A 15,121-nucleotide genomic window follows, 5' to 3' on the forward strand; every position below is an offset into this window, starting at 1 on the left:
GGGCTAATCGCTCTCGGACTTGATATTGCTTCTTAACACCGGTTCAATTTCGTGGCATTCGCCGACAATACGGCGACCATCAGCAAGTGTATCGGGGGAAGGGGATTGAGCCGGCAATGGTGATAACCCGGTTTGAAATTCGCCAGTTAGTGGTGTTTGGCATCCTGACCGTGGTCGCGCTGCTGGTACTGGGCGTGTATTACCTCCAGATTCCAAGCAAGATGGGTGTCGGTCGCTACACACTCATCGCGGAGCTGCCCGCATCGGGCGGTCTGTACCCAACGGCCAACGTGACTTATCGCGGTAGCACGATCGGCACTGTCACCGAGGTGGAGCCGACCGAGGGGGGCGTCCGAGCGACGTTGAGCATTGACAACCGCTACCAGATCCCCATCGACGCAGTGGCCAACGTCCACTCGGTGTCTGCGGTCGGAGAGCAGTACCTGGACCTGGTCTCGACCGCAAACGTGGGGAAGTTCTTCTTGCCCGGGCAGACGATCACCAAGGGCACGGTGCCTAGTGAGATCGGGCCCGCGTTGGACGCCGCCAACCGCGGCCTTTCCGCGTTGCCCAAAGACAAGATCAGCTCGCTGCTCGACGAGACAGCACAGTCAGTCGGAGGTTTGGGCCCGGCCCTACAACGGCTGGTCGACTCGACCCAGGAAACCGTCGGCGACTTTCACGCCCAGATCGATGACATCAACGACATCATCCAGCATTCCGGACCGATCCTGGATAGTCAGGTCGGATCGGCGAGCGCAATCGAGCGGTGGGCGCACAACCTAGACCTGTTGGCTGCGCAAGCCGCACAACGGGACCAGAACCTGAAAAGCATTCTCTCCCGCGCTGCTCCGACTGCCGATCAGGTGAACTCGGTCTTCACTCAGGTGGGCGATTCACTGCCACAGACGCTGGCCAACCTTGAGGTCGTATTCGAGCTGTTCAAGCGCTATCACAAAGGCATCGAGCAGTATCTGGTGTACATGCCGCAGGGCGCCTCGATCGACCAGACAATCGCCGTGCCGTCTCCCGGCCAAGCCGCGCTAGACCTGGCCTTATCCATCAACCAGCCGCCGCCGTGTCTGACTGGCTTCATCCCGCCATCAGAGTGGCGCTCCCCGGCGGACACCAGCCTTCAGCCGGTACCGAGCGGACACTATTGCAAGATTCCGGCGGAGACGCCCGCCAACAACGTACGCGGTTCGCGGAACATCCCATGCGTCGATGTCCCAGGCAAGCGGGCGGCCAGCCCGCGGGAATGCCGCGATCCCAAGCCGTACGTTCCGGCCGGCAACAACCCCTGGTTCGGCGACCCGAACCAGATCCTCACGTGCCCTGCGCCTGGAGCGCGTTGCGACCAGCCAGTGAAGCCCGGCCAGGTGATCCCGGCGCCGTCTGTGAATAACGGCATGAACCCGACACCGGCCGACAGGCTGCCAACCGGTGGGACGCCACCACCTGTCAGCGACCCGCTGCAACGACCGAGTTCGGGCAGCGTTCAGTGCAGCGGACAACAGCCCAACCCCTGTGTCTACACTCCGGGCGGGCCTCCCACCGCGGTCTACAGTCCCCAAACCGGTGAGCTCGTCGGACCTGACGGAGTGAAATATTCCGTCGAAAACTCGGCCAAAACGGGAGACGACGGATGGCAAGAGATGCTGGGGCCAGCTCCCGGCGTTGACCTGCACTAGCGTGCAGCACCTGCGGTCCGCGCACCTGCGAAAAACTCTTGAGCTGAGTTGATCCGGCGTCAATCGGCAGCGCCGGTGACGAGCACCGCCGTGATGGTGCACATTGGCGCATCCGCGGATCCTCAAGAGTGATGCAAATTGTTCGGCTTGGCGGTCCAATGGGTGTAAACGGCACATAGTGCACCATCGGCTCCGGTAATTGTGGGCATTTCTCCCCTTGGTATTCGACGCTGAAACGGACACACTAAACGCATTCCAATCCGAAGTTGGTGAAGAGCGACCATTAAAGTGCATTGAGATCGACTAGCGATTGATATTGCGATCAAGGTAAATTGCAACTGTCTTTATGACGTTGATTACCGAATGTACTCCGCTAAACGGTGTTTCATACAGCACGGGCGCATGTCGATTACGGACCACACAAAATATTCCGGCGGAGGCCGCCCGTGAGCAGATTTACCGAGACGATGTACGCCACAGCCCAGTCAAGTCTCAAGGGAATGGTCACCGGCGAGCCAGCTGCTCCGGTGCGCCATACCTGGGGTGAGGTGCACCAGCGCGCCCGTCGGATCGCAGGCGGTCTGTGCGCCGCCGGCGTCGCACGCGGCGATGCCGTGGCGGTGCTTGCCGGCGCCCCGGTGGAAATCGCTCCGACCGCCCAGGCAATTTGGATGCGTGGCGCCAGTGTGACCATGGTGCATCAACCCACGCCGCGAACCGACATCCGACGCTGGGTCGAGGAGACTGCGGCGGTCGTGAAGATGATCGAGGCCACGGTGGTCGTCGTCTCCGATCCGTTCATGGCAGCGGCCGCACCACTCGGTGAGCTCGGGATCCGGGTCTTGACAGTCGCGCAGCTATTCGAAGCCAACGGGATCGACCCAGTCGACACCGGCGAAGATGATGTTGCGTTGCTGCAACTGACGTCGGGTTCCACCGGATCGCCCAAGGCGGTGCAGATCAGTCACCGCAACTTCGTGGCCAACGCCGAGTCGATGCTCATCGGTGCTCAGTTCGACATCGAGACCGACGTGATCGTAAGCTGGCTGCCACTTTTCCATGACATGGGGATGACCGGCTACTTGACTGTCCCGATGTACGTCGGCGCTGAACTGGTCAAGGTCACCCCGATCGATTTCCTGCGGGATACGCTTTTGTGGGCCAAGCTAATTGACAAGTACAAGGGCACTTTGACGGCCGCACCCAATTTCGCCTACACGCTGCTCGCTCGACGCCTTCGCCAACAAGCCGACCCCGGCCAGTTCGACTTGTCAACGCTGCGTTGGGCGCTATCTGGCGGCGAGCAGGTCGAACCCGCCGATGTCGAGGACTTCTGCGAGGCGGCCGCGCCATTCGGGTTGCGTCACGAGGCCATAGTGCCGGCGTACGGCATGGCCGAGAGCACCGTAGCCGTCTCGTTCAGCGAGTGCGGCGCAGGACTTGTTGTCGACGAAGTCGACCCCGATCTGCTGGCGGCCTTGGATCAAGCGGTGCCTACCACCAGGGGCAAGACACGTCGGCTGGCAACGCTTGGTCCTCCGTTGCGAGGCATACAGATTCGAATCACCGGCGAAGACGGCACCGTGTTGCCGGTTCGCGGGGTGGGTGCGATTCAGGTGCGGGGCGAACCCGTGACCCGCGGGTACACCACAATGGCCGGTTTCGTTGCAGCCCAAGACGATCAAGGCTGGTACAACACGGGCGATTTGGGCTATCTCACCGAATCCGGTCAGGTGGTGGTGTGCGGGCGGGCCAAAGACGTCATCATCATGGCCGGCCGCAACATCTATCCCACCGACATCGAACGCGCCGCTGGACGGGTGCGCGGTGTCCGGCCCGGGTGCGCGGTTGCCGTCCGAACCCGCGTCGATACTCGCGAGGCATTCATCGTTGTCGTCGAGTCAGCCGCACATGACGACACAGCAGAGGTGCGCCGGATCCGGCATGACGTCGCTCACGAGGTCGTCGGCGAAGTCGACGTCCGACCCCGTCGGGTCTTCGTGGTCAAACCCGGAACGATTCCAAAGACCCCGTCGGGCAAGCTACGCCGCTCTGACGCCCTCAACCTCTTCGACTGATCTGCTGCGGCGAGAGGTACGACCTTGTTCTCGTCGTGCTACTTGTTCGCGCGCGACAGCGCCCTCTGCTCCTGGTCAGGGAAACAAAAGGTGTGAAAGCCATGCCATAACAAACCTCTAGACCGAAACGAGCGGCCTCGACCAGAGCCAGGCGGGGTGGCCCAGTTCCACCGCCGACAATGCCTCGCATGCAACCAAGAATCGCCGACAATCGTTGGCGTACAACGTAGTTCGCTCGCCTTCGGGCAATCGGCTCATTCGCGACGAAATTATCGACATCCTCGCCCGCCGCTAAGGCAGCTGTGCTGCACGGGTTTTACCGATGCCGCTCGCGTACAGCGACGATCTGTGTTCCTAACTTCCGCTCCTTCGCACCAATACAGCGCTAGGGATCATCATTCGGATGACCGTGCAGCTGCCGCTGTAACAGCGAGGATCTCTAGCCTGGACGAAACTGGACTTCGGCGAACCCGCCGACATTACGTTCCTACAGTCTGAGCGAGGTGCCCGTGATGGAAACACACCAGCTGGTTATCTCGAACGTGAAGGTGTTCGACAGCGTCAACGCCCGGATCACCGGACCGATGGACGTCACCGTCCGGGACAACCGGATCGCATCGCTCACCCCGACGGGATCACCCAGCTCGGCGGGCCTAACGATCGACGGGACCGGCAAGACATTGATACCCGGGTTGATCGACGCGCACTGGCACGCCATGTTCACCACCATCGCCGCCCCGGTAGCCCAGACCAGCGACATCGGCTATGTATATGCCCGCGCGATGGTCAGCGCCCGGGAGACGTTGTTGCGGGGCTTCACGACGGTCCGCGACCTCGGCGGACCAGTGTTTGGCATGAAGCAAGCCATCGACGAGGGCGTGATCCCGGGGCCGCGGATCTACCCGGCAGGTGGCTTCATTTCCCAGACCGGCGGACACGGCGACTTCAGGCTGCCCCACGAGGTGCCGCGCGGCATATGCGGCCACCTGAGCTACACCGAGATCATCGGCACCGCCGTGATCGCCGACGGCGAAGCCGAGGTGCTGCGCGGCGCGCGCGAGATGCTGCGCCGGGGCGCCTCGCAGCTCAAGCTGATGGCCGGCGGCGGTGTGACCTCCAACTACGACCCGCTCGACGTTTCCCAATTCACGCAGGCCGAAATGCGCGCGGCGGTGGAGGCCGCCGAGAACTGGGGCACCTACGTCACGGTGCACGCCTATACGCCGCGCGCGATCCGAACCGCCGTCGCCGCCGGCGTCCGTTGCATCGAGCATGGCCAACTCATCGACGAAGACACCGCGGCGTTGCTCGCCGAAAGGGACATCTGGTGGTGTCTGCAACCGTTTCTCGGCGACGAGGACACGATTCCGCTGCCTCCCGAAAACCAAGCAAAGCTACGGGAGATGACGGTCGGCACCGACACCGCGTATCGGCTCGCCATTAAGCATCGGGTCAAGATCGCGTTCGGCACGGATATCTTGTTCGCCCCCGAGCTCGCCAGCCGCCAAGGCGCCATGCTCGCCAAGCTCACCCGCTGGTTCACACCCGCCGAGGTGCTGCAGCAGGCGACGATCCGCAATGCCGAGCTGCTGGCCATGTCCGGCCCCCGCAACCCGTACCCGGGACGCTTGGGTGTGGTGGCCGAAGGGGCCCTGGCCGACCTAGTTCTCATCGACGGCGACCCGGTTGCCGACATATCGCTGATAGCACGTCCCGACGAAGCGTTCACCGCCATCATCAAGGACGGCCGCCTGGTCAAGAACAGTGCCCAGAGTCCACCTACCTCGGAAGCACGCTGAACTGATGCGTTGCGAGCATGCGTAATTTCGTTGTGGCATAACACCTTTGGTACGCCTATCAGTTCGCTTCGCGCGCATTCGTCTACAACCGCGCCGGGTGCCGCAATTGGGATCTGCAGTCGCAGTCGGCATGCTGGGCGTTGGTGGCGTGGTGCGTGGCCGCCATCGTCGGCGTGCTCGCTACGCGGCGTGGATACCAAGATGACGTGGGCACGTCGGGATCCGGCCGGGTTTGATCACTTCGGTCCCACCAGTTGCGCTGTCGCATGTGTCGTCGCGACGCGCGGCGGGCGGTGCTGGCCTTCACGCTCGTCGGGTTCGTGGTGGCCGGGATTCAAGACCACATACTGACGAGCGGATGGGCGGACGCCGCATTTCTCTTCGCGCTGTACGCGTTTCTGCGCGGCACGGCCCTGGCGGTGCTCCGCATCGAGGAACAGCATGTCCGCTCGGTGGCGCGTCTGAGCGCCGCGCGAAGAGCTGCTTGCCAGACGACGACGGCCTCGGAAGATTTGCAGCCGGATTTCGGAATCTATTCACAATGGACCGCTGCAAGCCGTGCTGGTCGCACGTCAGGAGCTCATCGAGTTGCACCGCGGCGTTGCCGTGTCCCCCAATCGCCTGAGCCACGACGGTCCTGATTTAGAGCCAATTTCAGGAGGATTGCGCAGTTCAACACCTCTACCGTCAGGATGTGACCACGAAGTTGACTATCGCGTTGAATCGGCGAGTGGCAGCCGAGGGCACCGTCGGCAAGGTCGGTGTGGTGAGCGTGGAGTCCGCCCAAATGGCGTGTGTCGGCAATTGTCGGTCGTTCGCGGACGGCACGGCGCGCCGCCGACGGACTCCCATTCTGGAGTGGACTTTTCCGACGTTCGCCAACGGCGCTGAGTCGCGCAGCTGACCGGGAGAAGCCGGGACGTGACCGATGGATTGATCGCATCGCAAGTGTTGGTGGCTCGCAAGGGTGGGTGGACCAGCCCAGCCCGCCCGCGCCAATGCTGCGCGTAGCGCTGGCAAACTTTGTCGGAACCGCGATCGAGTATTACGACTTCTTCATTTACGGCACCGCCGCGGCGCTGGTATTCCCCCGGGTGTTCTTCCCGAGTCTGGGAGCGAACATCGCGACAGTCGCCGCGTTCGCGATGTTCGCCACGGCCTTCGTCTCACGCCCGCTGGGGGCTGCTTTCTTCGGACACTTCGGCGACCGGATCGGACGCAAGAAGACCCTTGTGGTCACCCTGCTCGTCATGGGCTTGTCGACGGTCGCTGTCGGGCTGGTTCCCTCGGCCGCGTCGATCGGAATCGCCGCGCCCCTCATCCTGGTTATTATGCGGCTGCTGCAGGGATTTGCCGTCGGCGGTGAATGGGCCGGCTCAGCACTGCTAAGCGCGGAATACGCGCCCGACGGCCAGCGTGGCAGATACGGGATGTTCACTCAACTCGGTGTCGGCGCTGGAACCGTACTGGCCAGCGCCGTCTTTTTGTCGGTCAACTCCACCATCGGTGAGAAGAGTCCGACGTTCATGGCCTGGGGCTGGCGACTGCCATTCCTGTTCAGCGCAGCGCTGGTGGTGGTGGCGCTCTACCTGCGGTTCAACATCGTCGAAACACCGGTGTTCGTTGCCGAGAAGAATCGCAAAGTCGCGCCCCAAGTGCCCCTAGGGGAGTTGTTGGGTAACCAGCTGCGCCTGGTCTTCCTCGCAACCGGAGTCATGTTCGCCCCTTTCACGTTCGGCTTCATGGCAGGCACCTGTCTGATGGGCTATGCCAACACGCAGCTCGGTTATTCACGCGACCTGATCCTCGGGGTCGGCATCCTCGGTGGGCTGATGTTGATGACGGTCACCGTTGCATCGGCCAGCCTGTGCGACACACTGGGCCGGCGGCGCATCATCCTGTGCGGATTCGCCCTGGCCTTACCATGGTCGTTTGCCGTCATGCCCCTGCTCAACACCGGCGCGCCCGCCCTGTTCGCGGTCGGGATCGTCGGAACCTATGTGATCCTCGGCGTGTCCTACGGGCCCGTGGGCACGTTCATCCCGGAAATCTTCCCCACCCGCTACCGCTACACCGGCGCGGGACTTGCCTACAATCTCGGTGGCGTTGTCGGTGGCGCCGTCCCACCGCTCATCTCCGGCACGCTGCTCGCGACATTCGGCAGCTGGGCTATTGGGACCATGATGGCAGTGCTCGCACTCGCCAGCCTGACGTCCGTTTACCTCCTACCTGAAACCAAAAACTGGGCACTGTCCTAACCGGTCGCCCGTAAGGTGGCCGCCGATCCGTGCGCGGCGCGAACCGGCGGAGGGGGACGGCCTGTTCGCGCGGCACTTCCCACTCCTGGGTCAGCGGCATCCGATCCTCGCCGCCGGTGACCACACACCGACCACGAAGATTGTCAGCGCGCTGATGTACGGCGGCACGTCTCGCAACACAGCTTGAATGTCGGATTCCTTGTCGACACTGTGAGCCCGGATAGTCTGCACCACGTCTGCGACATCTCGAAGACACACCACATCAACGCCAACGGGGTAGCCGGCTTGGTGGTCGCCCGTCAGGTCGCCGTCCACCAGCGAGGTCCCCCCGACCAACTCGCGGCATGCTCGATGCCGTCGAAATCTGCTTCGGCGCAGGCCATATCGAGATCAAAATGAAGCCCGACAAGCCCTGCCTGATCGAAGTTGGAGCGTGCGTGGATGCCTACACCAATCCAGGCGGGGTGCCGCGCTGCTCGCGCAGACAGGACGCCATCGGGCAAGCCGCGCGCCGCGCAACGCTCGCGGTCCGGAACGCATCGTTTCGCCCCGGGGCGGCGCATCATGGAAGTATGCGGATCGGAGTCGGGGTTTCCACCGCGCCGGACGCACGGCAGGCCGCGGTGGAGGCTGCAGCGCACGCGCGCGACGAGCTCGCGGGCGAGGCGCCGTCGCTGGCCGTGCTGCTCGGATCGCGATCACACACCGACCAGGCTGTAGACGTCCTCGACGCTGTGCAGGAGACGGTCGAGCCGCCCGCGCTGATCGGTTGCGTCGCCCAGGGAATCGTCGCCGGCCGCCATGAAATGGAGAACGAGCCCGCGGTGGCGGTGTGGCTGGCGTCCGGCCTGGCCGCCGAGACGTTCCAGCTGGACTTCGTCCGCACCGACTCGGGCGCCCTGCTCACCGGTTACCGGTTCGACCGCACCGCGCACGATCTGCACCTGCTGCTGCCCGACCCGTACACCTTCCCGTCGAACCTGCTCATCGAGCACCTCAACACCGACCTACCGGGCACGACCGTCGTCGGCGGCGTGGTCAGCGGTGGGATGGGGCCGGGATACACCCGGCTGTTCCGCGACCACGACGTGCTCGCCTCCGGGGTCGTGGGTGTGCGCCTGCCCGGCGCGCACGGTATTCCGATCGTGTCGCAGGGCTGTCGGCCGATCGGCCACCCTTACATCGTCACCGCCGCGGACGGCGCACTGATCACCGAGCTCGGCGGCCGGTCGCCGTTACAGCGCCTCCGTGAGATCGTCGTGGGACTGCCGCCCGACGAGCAGGAACTGGTCACCCGCGGCCTGCAGATCGGGATCGTCGTCGACGAGCGTCTGGCGGCTCCGGGTCAGGGAGACTTCATGATCCGCGGGCTGCTCGGCGCCGATCCTTCGACCGGGGCGATCGAGATCGGCGAGGTTGTCGAGGTGGGCACGACCGCGCAGTTCCAGGTCCGTGACGCGGTTGGTGCCGACAAGGATCTGCGCCTGGCCGTGGAACGTGCGGAAGCGGAGCTGCCCGGGCGTCCGGTTGGCGCGCTGTTGTTCACCTGCAATGGGCGCGGGCGGCGGATGTTCGGGGTCGCCGACCACGACGCGTCGACGATCGAAGACCTGCTTGGCGGGATTCCACTTGCCGGTTTCTTCGCGGCCGGGGAGATCGGTCCGATCGCTGGCCGCAACGCGTTGCACGGATTTACCGCGTCGATGGCGCTGTTCGTCGAAGACACGTAAATAAGCAATCGGGACGGTTCCCAGCCCCACGCCGGGCGTCCAGATCCTTGGTCCTCGACCTCGGACGGATCCGCAACAGCTAAGCGGACAAATCCGTAGTGCTATATAGGACGAATCAGCAGCACATATGTGGACAGATCAGCAATGTATTCTGTCTGGCTGGCCGTCGTCGAACGCGCGATTGGAGCCGTCGCGCTGGCCGCTCTCGCCGACACCCCGGTCGTCGTCGTCAACGGCGAGCGTCAGGTCGGAAAAACCACACTCGTTGCGCGACTTGACTATCCGAGGTCCAGTGAAGTCGTCTCCCTCGACGACGCCGCCAACCGTGATGCTGCTCGTGACGATCCCCGCGCATTCGTATCCCGGCCGGTGGACACGCTGGTTATCGACGAGGTGCAGCTCGAACCCGGACTGTTCCGGGCGATCAAAGCCGAGGTTGACCGGGATCGCCGGCCCGGCCGCTTCCTGTTGACCGGATCGGCGCGACTGCTCTCCGCCCCTGACATGGCCAGCGCGCTGGTCGGCCGGGTCGAGATCATCGAGCTCTGGCCGTTCTCACAAGGCGAGCGTGCCGGTTTCGCGGACCACTTCGTCGATCTGCTGTTCACCGCCCCACGCGAGCTGATCCACGGCTCGGATATGCGGCGCGCCGACCTGGTCGAACGGATCGCCACCGGTGGCTTTCCCGACATCGTCGCCCGGTCACCGTCGAGGCGCCGCCCATGGTTTGACAACTATCTCACCACCGCGACGCAATCGGTCATCCGCGAGCTTTCGGCGATCGAGCGGCTTGCCGAAATCCCCCGACCGCTCCGGCTGTGCGCGGCGCGGACCGGTGCTGAACTCAACGTGAGTGCGCTGGCCAGCGAGCTGTCGATTCCGGTCCGCACCACCGACGGCTATCTGGCCTTGCTGGAAGCGGCCTTCCTTATCTACCGGGTGCCGGCCTGGTCGACCAACCTGAGCCGCAAGGTAATTCGCAGGCCCAAGCTGGTCGTGTCCGACAGTGGCCTGGCTTGTCATTTGCTCGGGGTTACGGGCACGACGCTGGATCGTCGAGGTGGCCCGCTCGGCCCGCTCCTGAAGACGTTCGTAGCCAACGAGATCCGCAAGCAACTCACCTGGTCAGCCGAGCGGGCGAGTCTCTGGCACTTTCGCGATCGCGGCGGAGCCGAAGTCGATCTCGTACTCGAACACCCCGCCGGGCGGGTCTGCGGCATCGAAGTCAAGGCGACCAGCACGCCGCGAGCCGAGGACCTGCGCGGTCTGCGCTATCTCGCCGACAGGCTCGGTGACCGGTTTCAATTCGGCGTCCTGCTCACCGCCGCGCCCGAGGCCACGCCGTTCGGCCCGAAGCTTGCGGCCTTACCGGTCAGCGCGCTGTGGACCAGCTGAATTCGCAGACGCGGCGCCGGTGAGGAAACCCGCGGCCACGACGTGCTGGCCTCCGGTGTCGTGGGCGTGCGGCTGCCCGGAACGCACAGTGTTCCGATCGTGTCGCAGGGCTGCCGGCCGACGAGGACCTGCTCCGCCGAGAAGTCAAAGCTGCCGGCTAGTGTCGCCGCGACGACGACGAGGGAGACGCGAGATCGCGCGGGCGTCGTCGGGGGTGCGCGTAATTCGTCCGATGGCCAGGGCACCACGCCGATAGGTGAGCCGCACCGCTCACAGAACTTGTAGTCCCACGCGTTCACGTGGCCCTTGGGACATAGGACTGCCGGCGAAGCCTCCCGCCTACGGTCATCCGCGCCTGGAGTTGCGTTTGCCGGGCTGGGGTCAGCGCCCCGATCGCTTGCCATCGCAAGTCCCCATGCTGCACCTCCACGCAGAGGCTACGCTCGATGTCGGACAAGCGTAGTCGAGTTGGACGGATCGCGATCGGCTTTGCCCAGCTTGCCGACGAACGACCCGACGGACGGGGCATGCAGCCGGTGTAGCACCGTCCCACACGTCGAGCAGACGCTCGACCCGTCGTCGGTCCCCAGGACGCAGGCGGACGTGTGTGGCGGATGTGATTGCAGCCCAGGACGCCGTCGATAACGCGACCAAACAGCCACCCACCAAGCAGCAAGTCGCCGACGAATGCCGCTATGCGCGCACCGCAGACACGAACAGGGTGCGCGGCGACGTGTCCTCAACTCCCTCGGGAACGCCGCGGCCATACCCCGCCATGAGCTCGTGGGACGGCGTCACCGTCACATTCCAGCCGTGTTGACGCAACCAGTCGCCCACGTCATGGCGCTCCTCGAAGTACCACAACTCGTCGGTGCGGGGTATCTCACGCTGCGGGTCCGCTTTGGCCATCGCCGTGCGAATCCGATCCATTCGTTCGCGCCGCTGCGCGCGCACATCGGCGTTGAGGAAGTCCGGTCCGGGCGCCTCGACGGCGATCCGGCTGCCGGCAGCACTGAGGCTTTGAACCCGGTCGAACAGCAATTCCTGAGCGCTCGCAGGGAGGTAGGGCAGCAGACCCTCGACGGACCAGGCGCTCGGGGCCGAGGGATCGAAACCGGCCCGCTGCAACGCCGCGGGCCAGTCCTGGCGCAGATCCACCGGCACACTGACCCGGTTGCACGTGGGCTCGGCCCCGTGTTCGGCCCCATATTCCTGCAAAGTCGAGACCTTGAACTCCAGCACCCTGGGCTGGTCGAGTTCATAGACCGTGGTGCCGCCGGGCCAGGGCAACCGCCACGCCCGCGCGTCCAAGCCGGCCGCCAGGATCACCGCCTGACTCGCCCCTTCCCGGGCGGCATCCAGAAAGAAACCGTCGAAGAACGCCGTCCGCGACGCCATGTAGCCGACCATCGACTGCATCTGCATCGGCAGTTCGGGCTCGGCTTCGAGAACCTCGTCGGGCAGCTGGGGAGCGGCAAACCAGCTCCAAATTCCGTCGCCCGCGGCGTCGAGGAAAACCCGTGCGAACGGGTCACTGATCAGCGGATTCTCACTCTCGGTTTCCGTGGCGCGAGCCGCTGCCACGCCCAGGGCCGTGGCCCCCACACTCTCGGTGATCTCCCAGCTGTCGTTATCGGTTCGCGCCATAGTGGCGACCCTACGTGAGTTAGATGTGCGGAATCCGCCGCAAGTCGCGGGTTAAGTTTGCGACATGCGAGTTGACGGGCGCGACATCGCCGTGTCCGGCAGCTTGCTGCAACCACTGACCCGGCGGACCAACGACATCATCCGGCTCGTGCTGGCGGCGATTTTCCTCGTAGTGGTGATCACGAGTTCGCTGATCACCCGGCCGCGGTGGGTGGCGCTGGAGAAATCCATCTCGGAGATCGTCGGTGTCCTCACCCCCAAGCAATCCGATCTGGTCTATCTGGCATATGGCATCGCCATCCTGGCGTTGCCGTTCGTGATATTGATCGGCTTGATCATTTCCCGGCAGTGGAAGCTGTTGGGCGCCTATGCGGCCGCCGGGCTCATGGCCGTTCTGCCCTTGTCGATCAGCAGCAATCGCATCGCAGCGCCCCGATGGCATTTCGACCTCTCGGACAAGCTCACCACCCTGCCGGCCCAGTTCCTCGACGACCCGCGGTGGATCGCGATGCTCGCGGCGGTGCTCACGGTGTCGGGTCCCTGGCTGCCCGCGCGTTGGCGACGTTGGTGGTGGGCGCTGCTGCTGGCCTTCGTCCCGATCCACCTCGTCGTCAGCGCCATCGTGCCGGCCCGTTCGTTGGTGGGGCTGGCCGTGGGGTGGTTTGTTGGCGCTTTCGTGGTCCTGGTCGTCGGCACACCCGCTCTTGAAGTGCCGCTCGATGGTGCGGTTCGCGCGCTGACCAAACGCGGATTCGTTGCGTCAATGCTCACCGTGGTCCGGCCCGGCGGGCCCGGGCCGCTCGTATTGTCTGCTATGTCAACGGATCCCGAGTCCAGGGCGGCCGTCGAATTGTACGGGCCGCATCAACGCAGCGGCGGCGCACTGCGACAGCTCTGGTGGAAGCTGCGGTTGCGCGGCTCCGAGACAGCACCCCTGCAGGCGTCGATGCGCCGCGCCGTCGAGCATCGCGCACTGATGGCCATCGCCATCGGTGAGGTGGGCGTCGCCAACACGTCGTCAATCGCCGTCGCCACGCTCGAGCGGGGCTGGACGTTGTACGCGCACAAGCCCGTTCGGGGCATTCCGCTCGACGAATGCGCAATCCAGACGCCGGTTGCCCGCGTGTGGGAATCGCTGCGAACCCTCAACGACCATCAGATCTCGCACGGGGACCTGCGCTGCCATGAGATCACCGTCGACGACGGGACCGTACTCTTCGGCGGCTTCGGTAGCGCCGAATACGGCGCTACCGAAGCCCAACTCCAATCCGACATCGCCCAACTGCTGGTGACCACGTCAGCGCTGTATGACGCGGAGTCCGCGGTGGGCGCGGCGATCGACGCGTTTGGCAAAGACGCCATCCTGATCGCCTCTCGTCGGCTCACCAAATCGGCTGTGCCAAAACGGATCCGCGCATCGGTGGCCAACGCGTCGGACACTATCGCCCGCGCCCGCACGGAGGTGATGCGCCAAACCGGTGCAGATCAGATCGAGACCGAAACGATCACCCGGTTCAGCCGAAGTCAGGTCATCCAACTGGTGCTCATCGGCGCGCTGGTCTATGTCGCATATCCCTTCATCAGCACAGTGCCGACGTTCTTCTCCGAGCTGCGGACCGCCAACTGGTGGTGGGCGCTGCTGGGCCTGGCGGTATCGGCGCTGACGTATTTCGGTGCGGCAGGGGCGTTGTGGGCCTGCGCCGACGGGCTGGTGAGCTTTTGGAAGTTATCACTCATGCAGGTGGCCAACACTTTTGCCGCGACGACCACCCCGGCCGGTGTCGGCGGGCTCGCTCTGAGCACTCGGTTCCTGCAGAAGGCGGGTCTGAGTGCGCTGCGGGCCACCGCGGCGGTGGCGCTGCTGGAAGCCGTGCAAGTAATCGTCCACATTGTGCTGCTGATCTTGTTCAGCGCTGTTGCGGGGACGTCGACCGACCTTTCCCATTTCGTCCCGAATGCCACCGTGCTGTATCTGATCGCCGGGGTGGCGCTGGGTATTGTCGGCACCTTTGTCATGGTGCCCAACCTGCGGCGCTGGCTGGCGACCGCGGTGCGCCCCAGGCTCAGGGAGGTGTGGAGCGACCTCATCGAGCTTGCCCGCGAACCGAAACGATTGGCGCTGATCCTGCTCGGTTGCGCCGGAACGACTCTCGGTGCCGCGTTGGCATTGTGGGCTAGTGTCGAGGCTTTTGGCGGCGGCACGACGTTTGTCACGGTCACCGTGGTGACGATGGTGGGCGGAACCTTGGCCTCCGCGGCTCCGACACCCGGCGGCGTCGGCGCTGTCGAGGCGGCGCTGATCGGTGGGCTCGCCGCCTTCGGTGTGCCTGCGGCCGTCGGCGTGCCCTCGGTGCTGCTTTACCGGGTGCTCACGTGCTGGCTTCCGGTATTCCTCGGCTGGCTGGTGATGCGCTGGTTCACCGCAAACGAGATGATCTAACTGCGTCCGAGCTGTGTCATTTCGGCTAGTCTCAGTCCGACGTCGCCGGCGCTGGTACCGGGGCCATTAGTTTCGGGAGTGCA

General features: G+C 64.5%; 11 protein-coding genes and 2 pseudogenes. 9 read left to right on the top strand and 4 right to left on the bottom strand.

Going from position 1 to position 15,121, the window contains the following annotated elements; genetic code table 11:
* Window positions 1-116: 116 nt before the first annotated feature.
* The 3 genes from MSIMFI_RS01935 (at window position 117) to MSIMFI_RS01945 (ending at window position 5,568) form a co-directional block, all read left to right on the top strand.
* Complete coding sequence (locus MSIMFI_RS01935; protein WP_396819298.1) at window positions 117-1,691, top strand: MCE family protein; 1,575 nt, start codon at window positions 117-119, stop codon at window positions 1,689-1,691.
* Window positions 1,692-2,137: 446 nt separating this feature from the next.
* Entirely contained in the window at window positions 2,138-3,769 is a 1,632-nt protein-coding gene (locus MSIMFI_RS01940; RefSeq protein ID WP_191495927.1) for a fatty acyl-AMP ligase, read from the top strand.
* A 512-nt stretch (window positions 3,770-4,281) separates the two neighbouring features.
* Entirely contained in the window at window positions 4,282-5,568 is a 1,287-nt protein-coding gene (locus MSIMFI_RS01945; protein WP_191495928.1) for a metal-dependent hydrolase family protein, read from the top strand.
* Window positions 5,569-5,804: 236 nt separating this feature from the next.
* Here MSIMFI_RS01945 and MSIMFI_RS01950 read toward each other — a convergent pair whose 3' ends face one another.
* On the bottom strand, window positions 5,805-6,011 hold the full coding sequence (locus MSIMFI_RS01950) for a hypothetical protein (RefSeq protein ID WP_191495929.1): 207 nt from the start codon (window positions 6,009-6,011) through the stop codon (window positions 5,805-5,807).
* Between the two features lie 251 nt (window positions 6,012-6,262).
* Between MSIMFI_RS01950 and MSIMFI_RS01955 the strand changes: the two genes are divergently transcribed.
* Window positions 6,263-6,472, top strand: coding sequence for a hypothetical protein (locus tag MSIMFI_RS01955; protein WP_186241622.1), 210 nt, complete (start codon window positions 6,263-6,265; stop codon window positions 6,470-6,472).
* A gap of 94 nt (window positions 6,473-6,566) precedes the next feature.
* Entirely contained in the window at window positions 6,567-7,826 is a 1,260-nt protein-coding gene (locus MSIMFI_RS01960; RefSeq protein WP_191497971.1) for an MFS transporter, read from the top strand.
* A 90-nt stretch (window positions 7,827-7,916) separates the two neighbouring features.
* Here MSIMFI_RS01960 and MSIMFI_RS01965 read toward each other — a convergent pair whose 3' ends face one another.
* Window positions 7,917-8,162 (bottom strand): hypothetical protein, encoded by a 246-nt coding sequence (locus tag MSIMFI_RS01965; RefSeq protein ID WP_186241621.1) that lies wholly within the window; start codon window positions 8,160-8,162, stop codon window positions 7,917-7,919.
* A 236-nt stretch (window positions 8,163-8,398) separates the two neighbouring features.
* On the opposite strand from MSIMFI_RS01965, the gene MSIMFI_RS01970 reads away from it, so the two are divergent.
* The 3 genes and pseudogenes from MSIMFI_RS01970 to MSIMFI_RS27680 all read left to right on the top strand — a co-directional run.
* Entirely contained in the window at window positions 8,399-9,556 is a 1,158-nt protein-coding gene (locus MSIMFI_RS01970; RefSeq protein ID WP_191497972.1) for an FIST signal transduction protein, read from the top strand.
* Between the two features lie 159 nt (window positions 9,557-9,715).
* Complete coding sequence (locus tag MSIMFI_RS01975; RefSeq protein WP_191497973.1) at window positions 9,716-10,951, top strand: ATP-binding protein; 1,236 nt, start codon at window positions 9,716-9,718, stop codon at window positions 10,949-10,951.
* Between the two features lie 3 nt (window positions 10,952-10,954).
* Window positions 10,955-11,071: pseudogene (locus tag MSIMFI_RS27680) on the top strand (FIST signal transduction protein); the annotation flags it as partial.
* Window positions 11,072-11,109: 38 nt separating this feature from the next.
* Here MSIMFI_RS27680 and MSIMFI_RS01980 read toward each other — a convergent pair.
* A pseudogene (locus MSIMFI_RS01980) lies at window positions 11,110-11,355 on the bottom strand (hypothetical protein); the annotation flags it as partial.
* Window positions 11,356-11,644: 289 nt separating this feature from the next.
* Window positions 11,645-12,598, bottom strand: coding sequence for a class I SAM-dependent methyltransferase (locus tag MSIMFI_RS01985; RefSeq protein WP_191495930.1), 954 nt, complete (start codon window positions 12,596-12,598; stop codon window positions 11,645-11,647).
* Window positions 12,599-12,662: 64 nt separating this feature from the next.
* On the opposite strand from MSIMFI_RS01985, the gene MSIMFI_RS01990 reads away from it, so the two are divergent.
* Complete coding sequence (locus tag MSIMFI_RS01990) at window positions 12,663-15,038, top strand: lysylphosphatidylglycerol synthase transmembrane domain-containing protein (RefSeq protein WP_191495931.1); 2,376 nt, start codon at window positions 12,663-12,665, stop codon at window positions 15,036-15,038.
* The last annotated feature ends 83 nt before the right edge of the window (window positions 15,039-15,121 follow it).

Source organism: Mycobacterium simulans, from assembly GCF_900232995.1.
Classification (GTDB): Bacteria; Actinomycetota; Actinomycetes; order Mycobacteriales; family Mycobacteriaceae; genus Mycobacterium; species Mycobacterium simulans.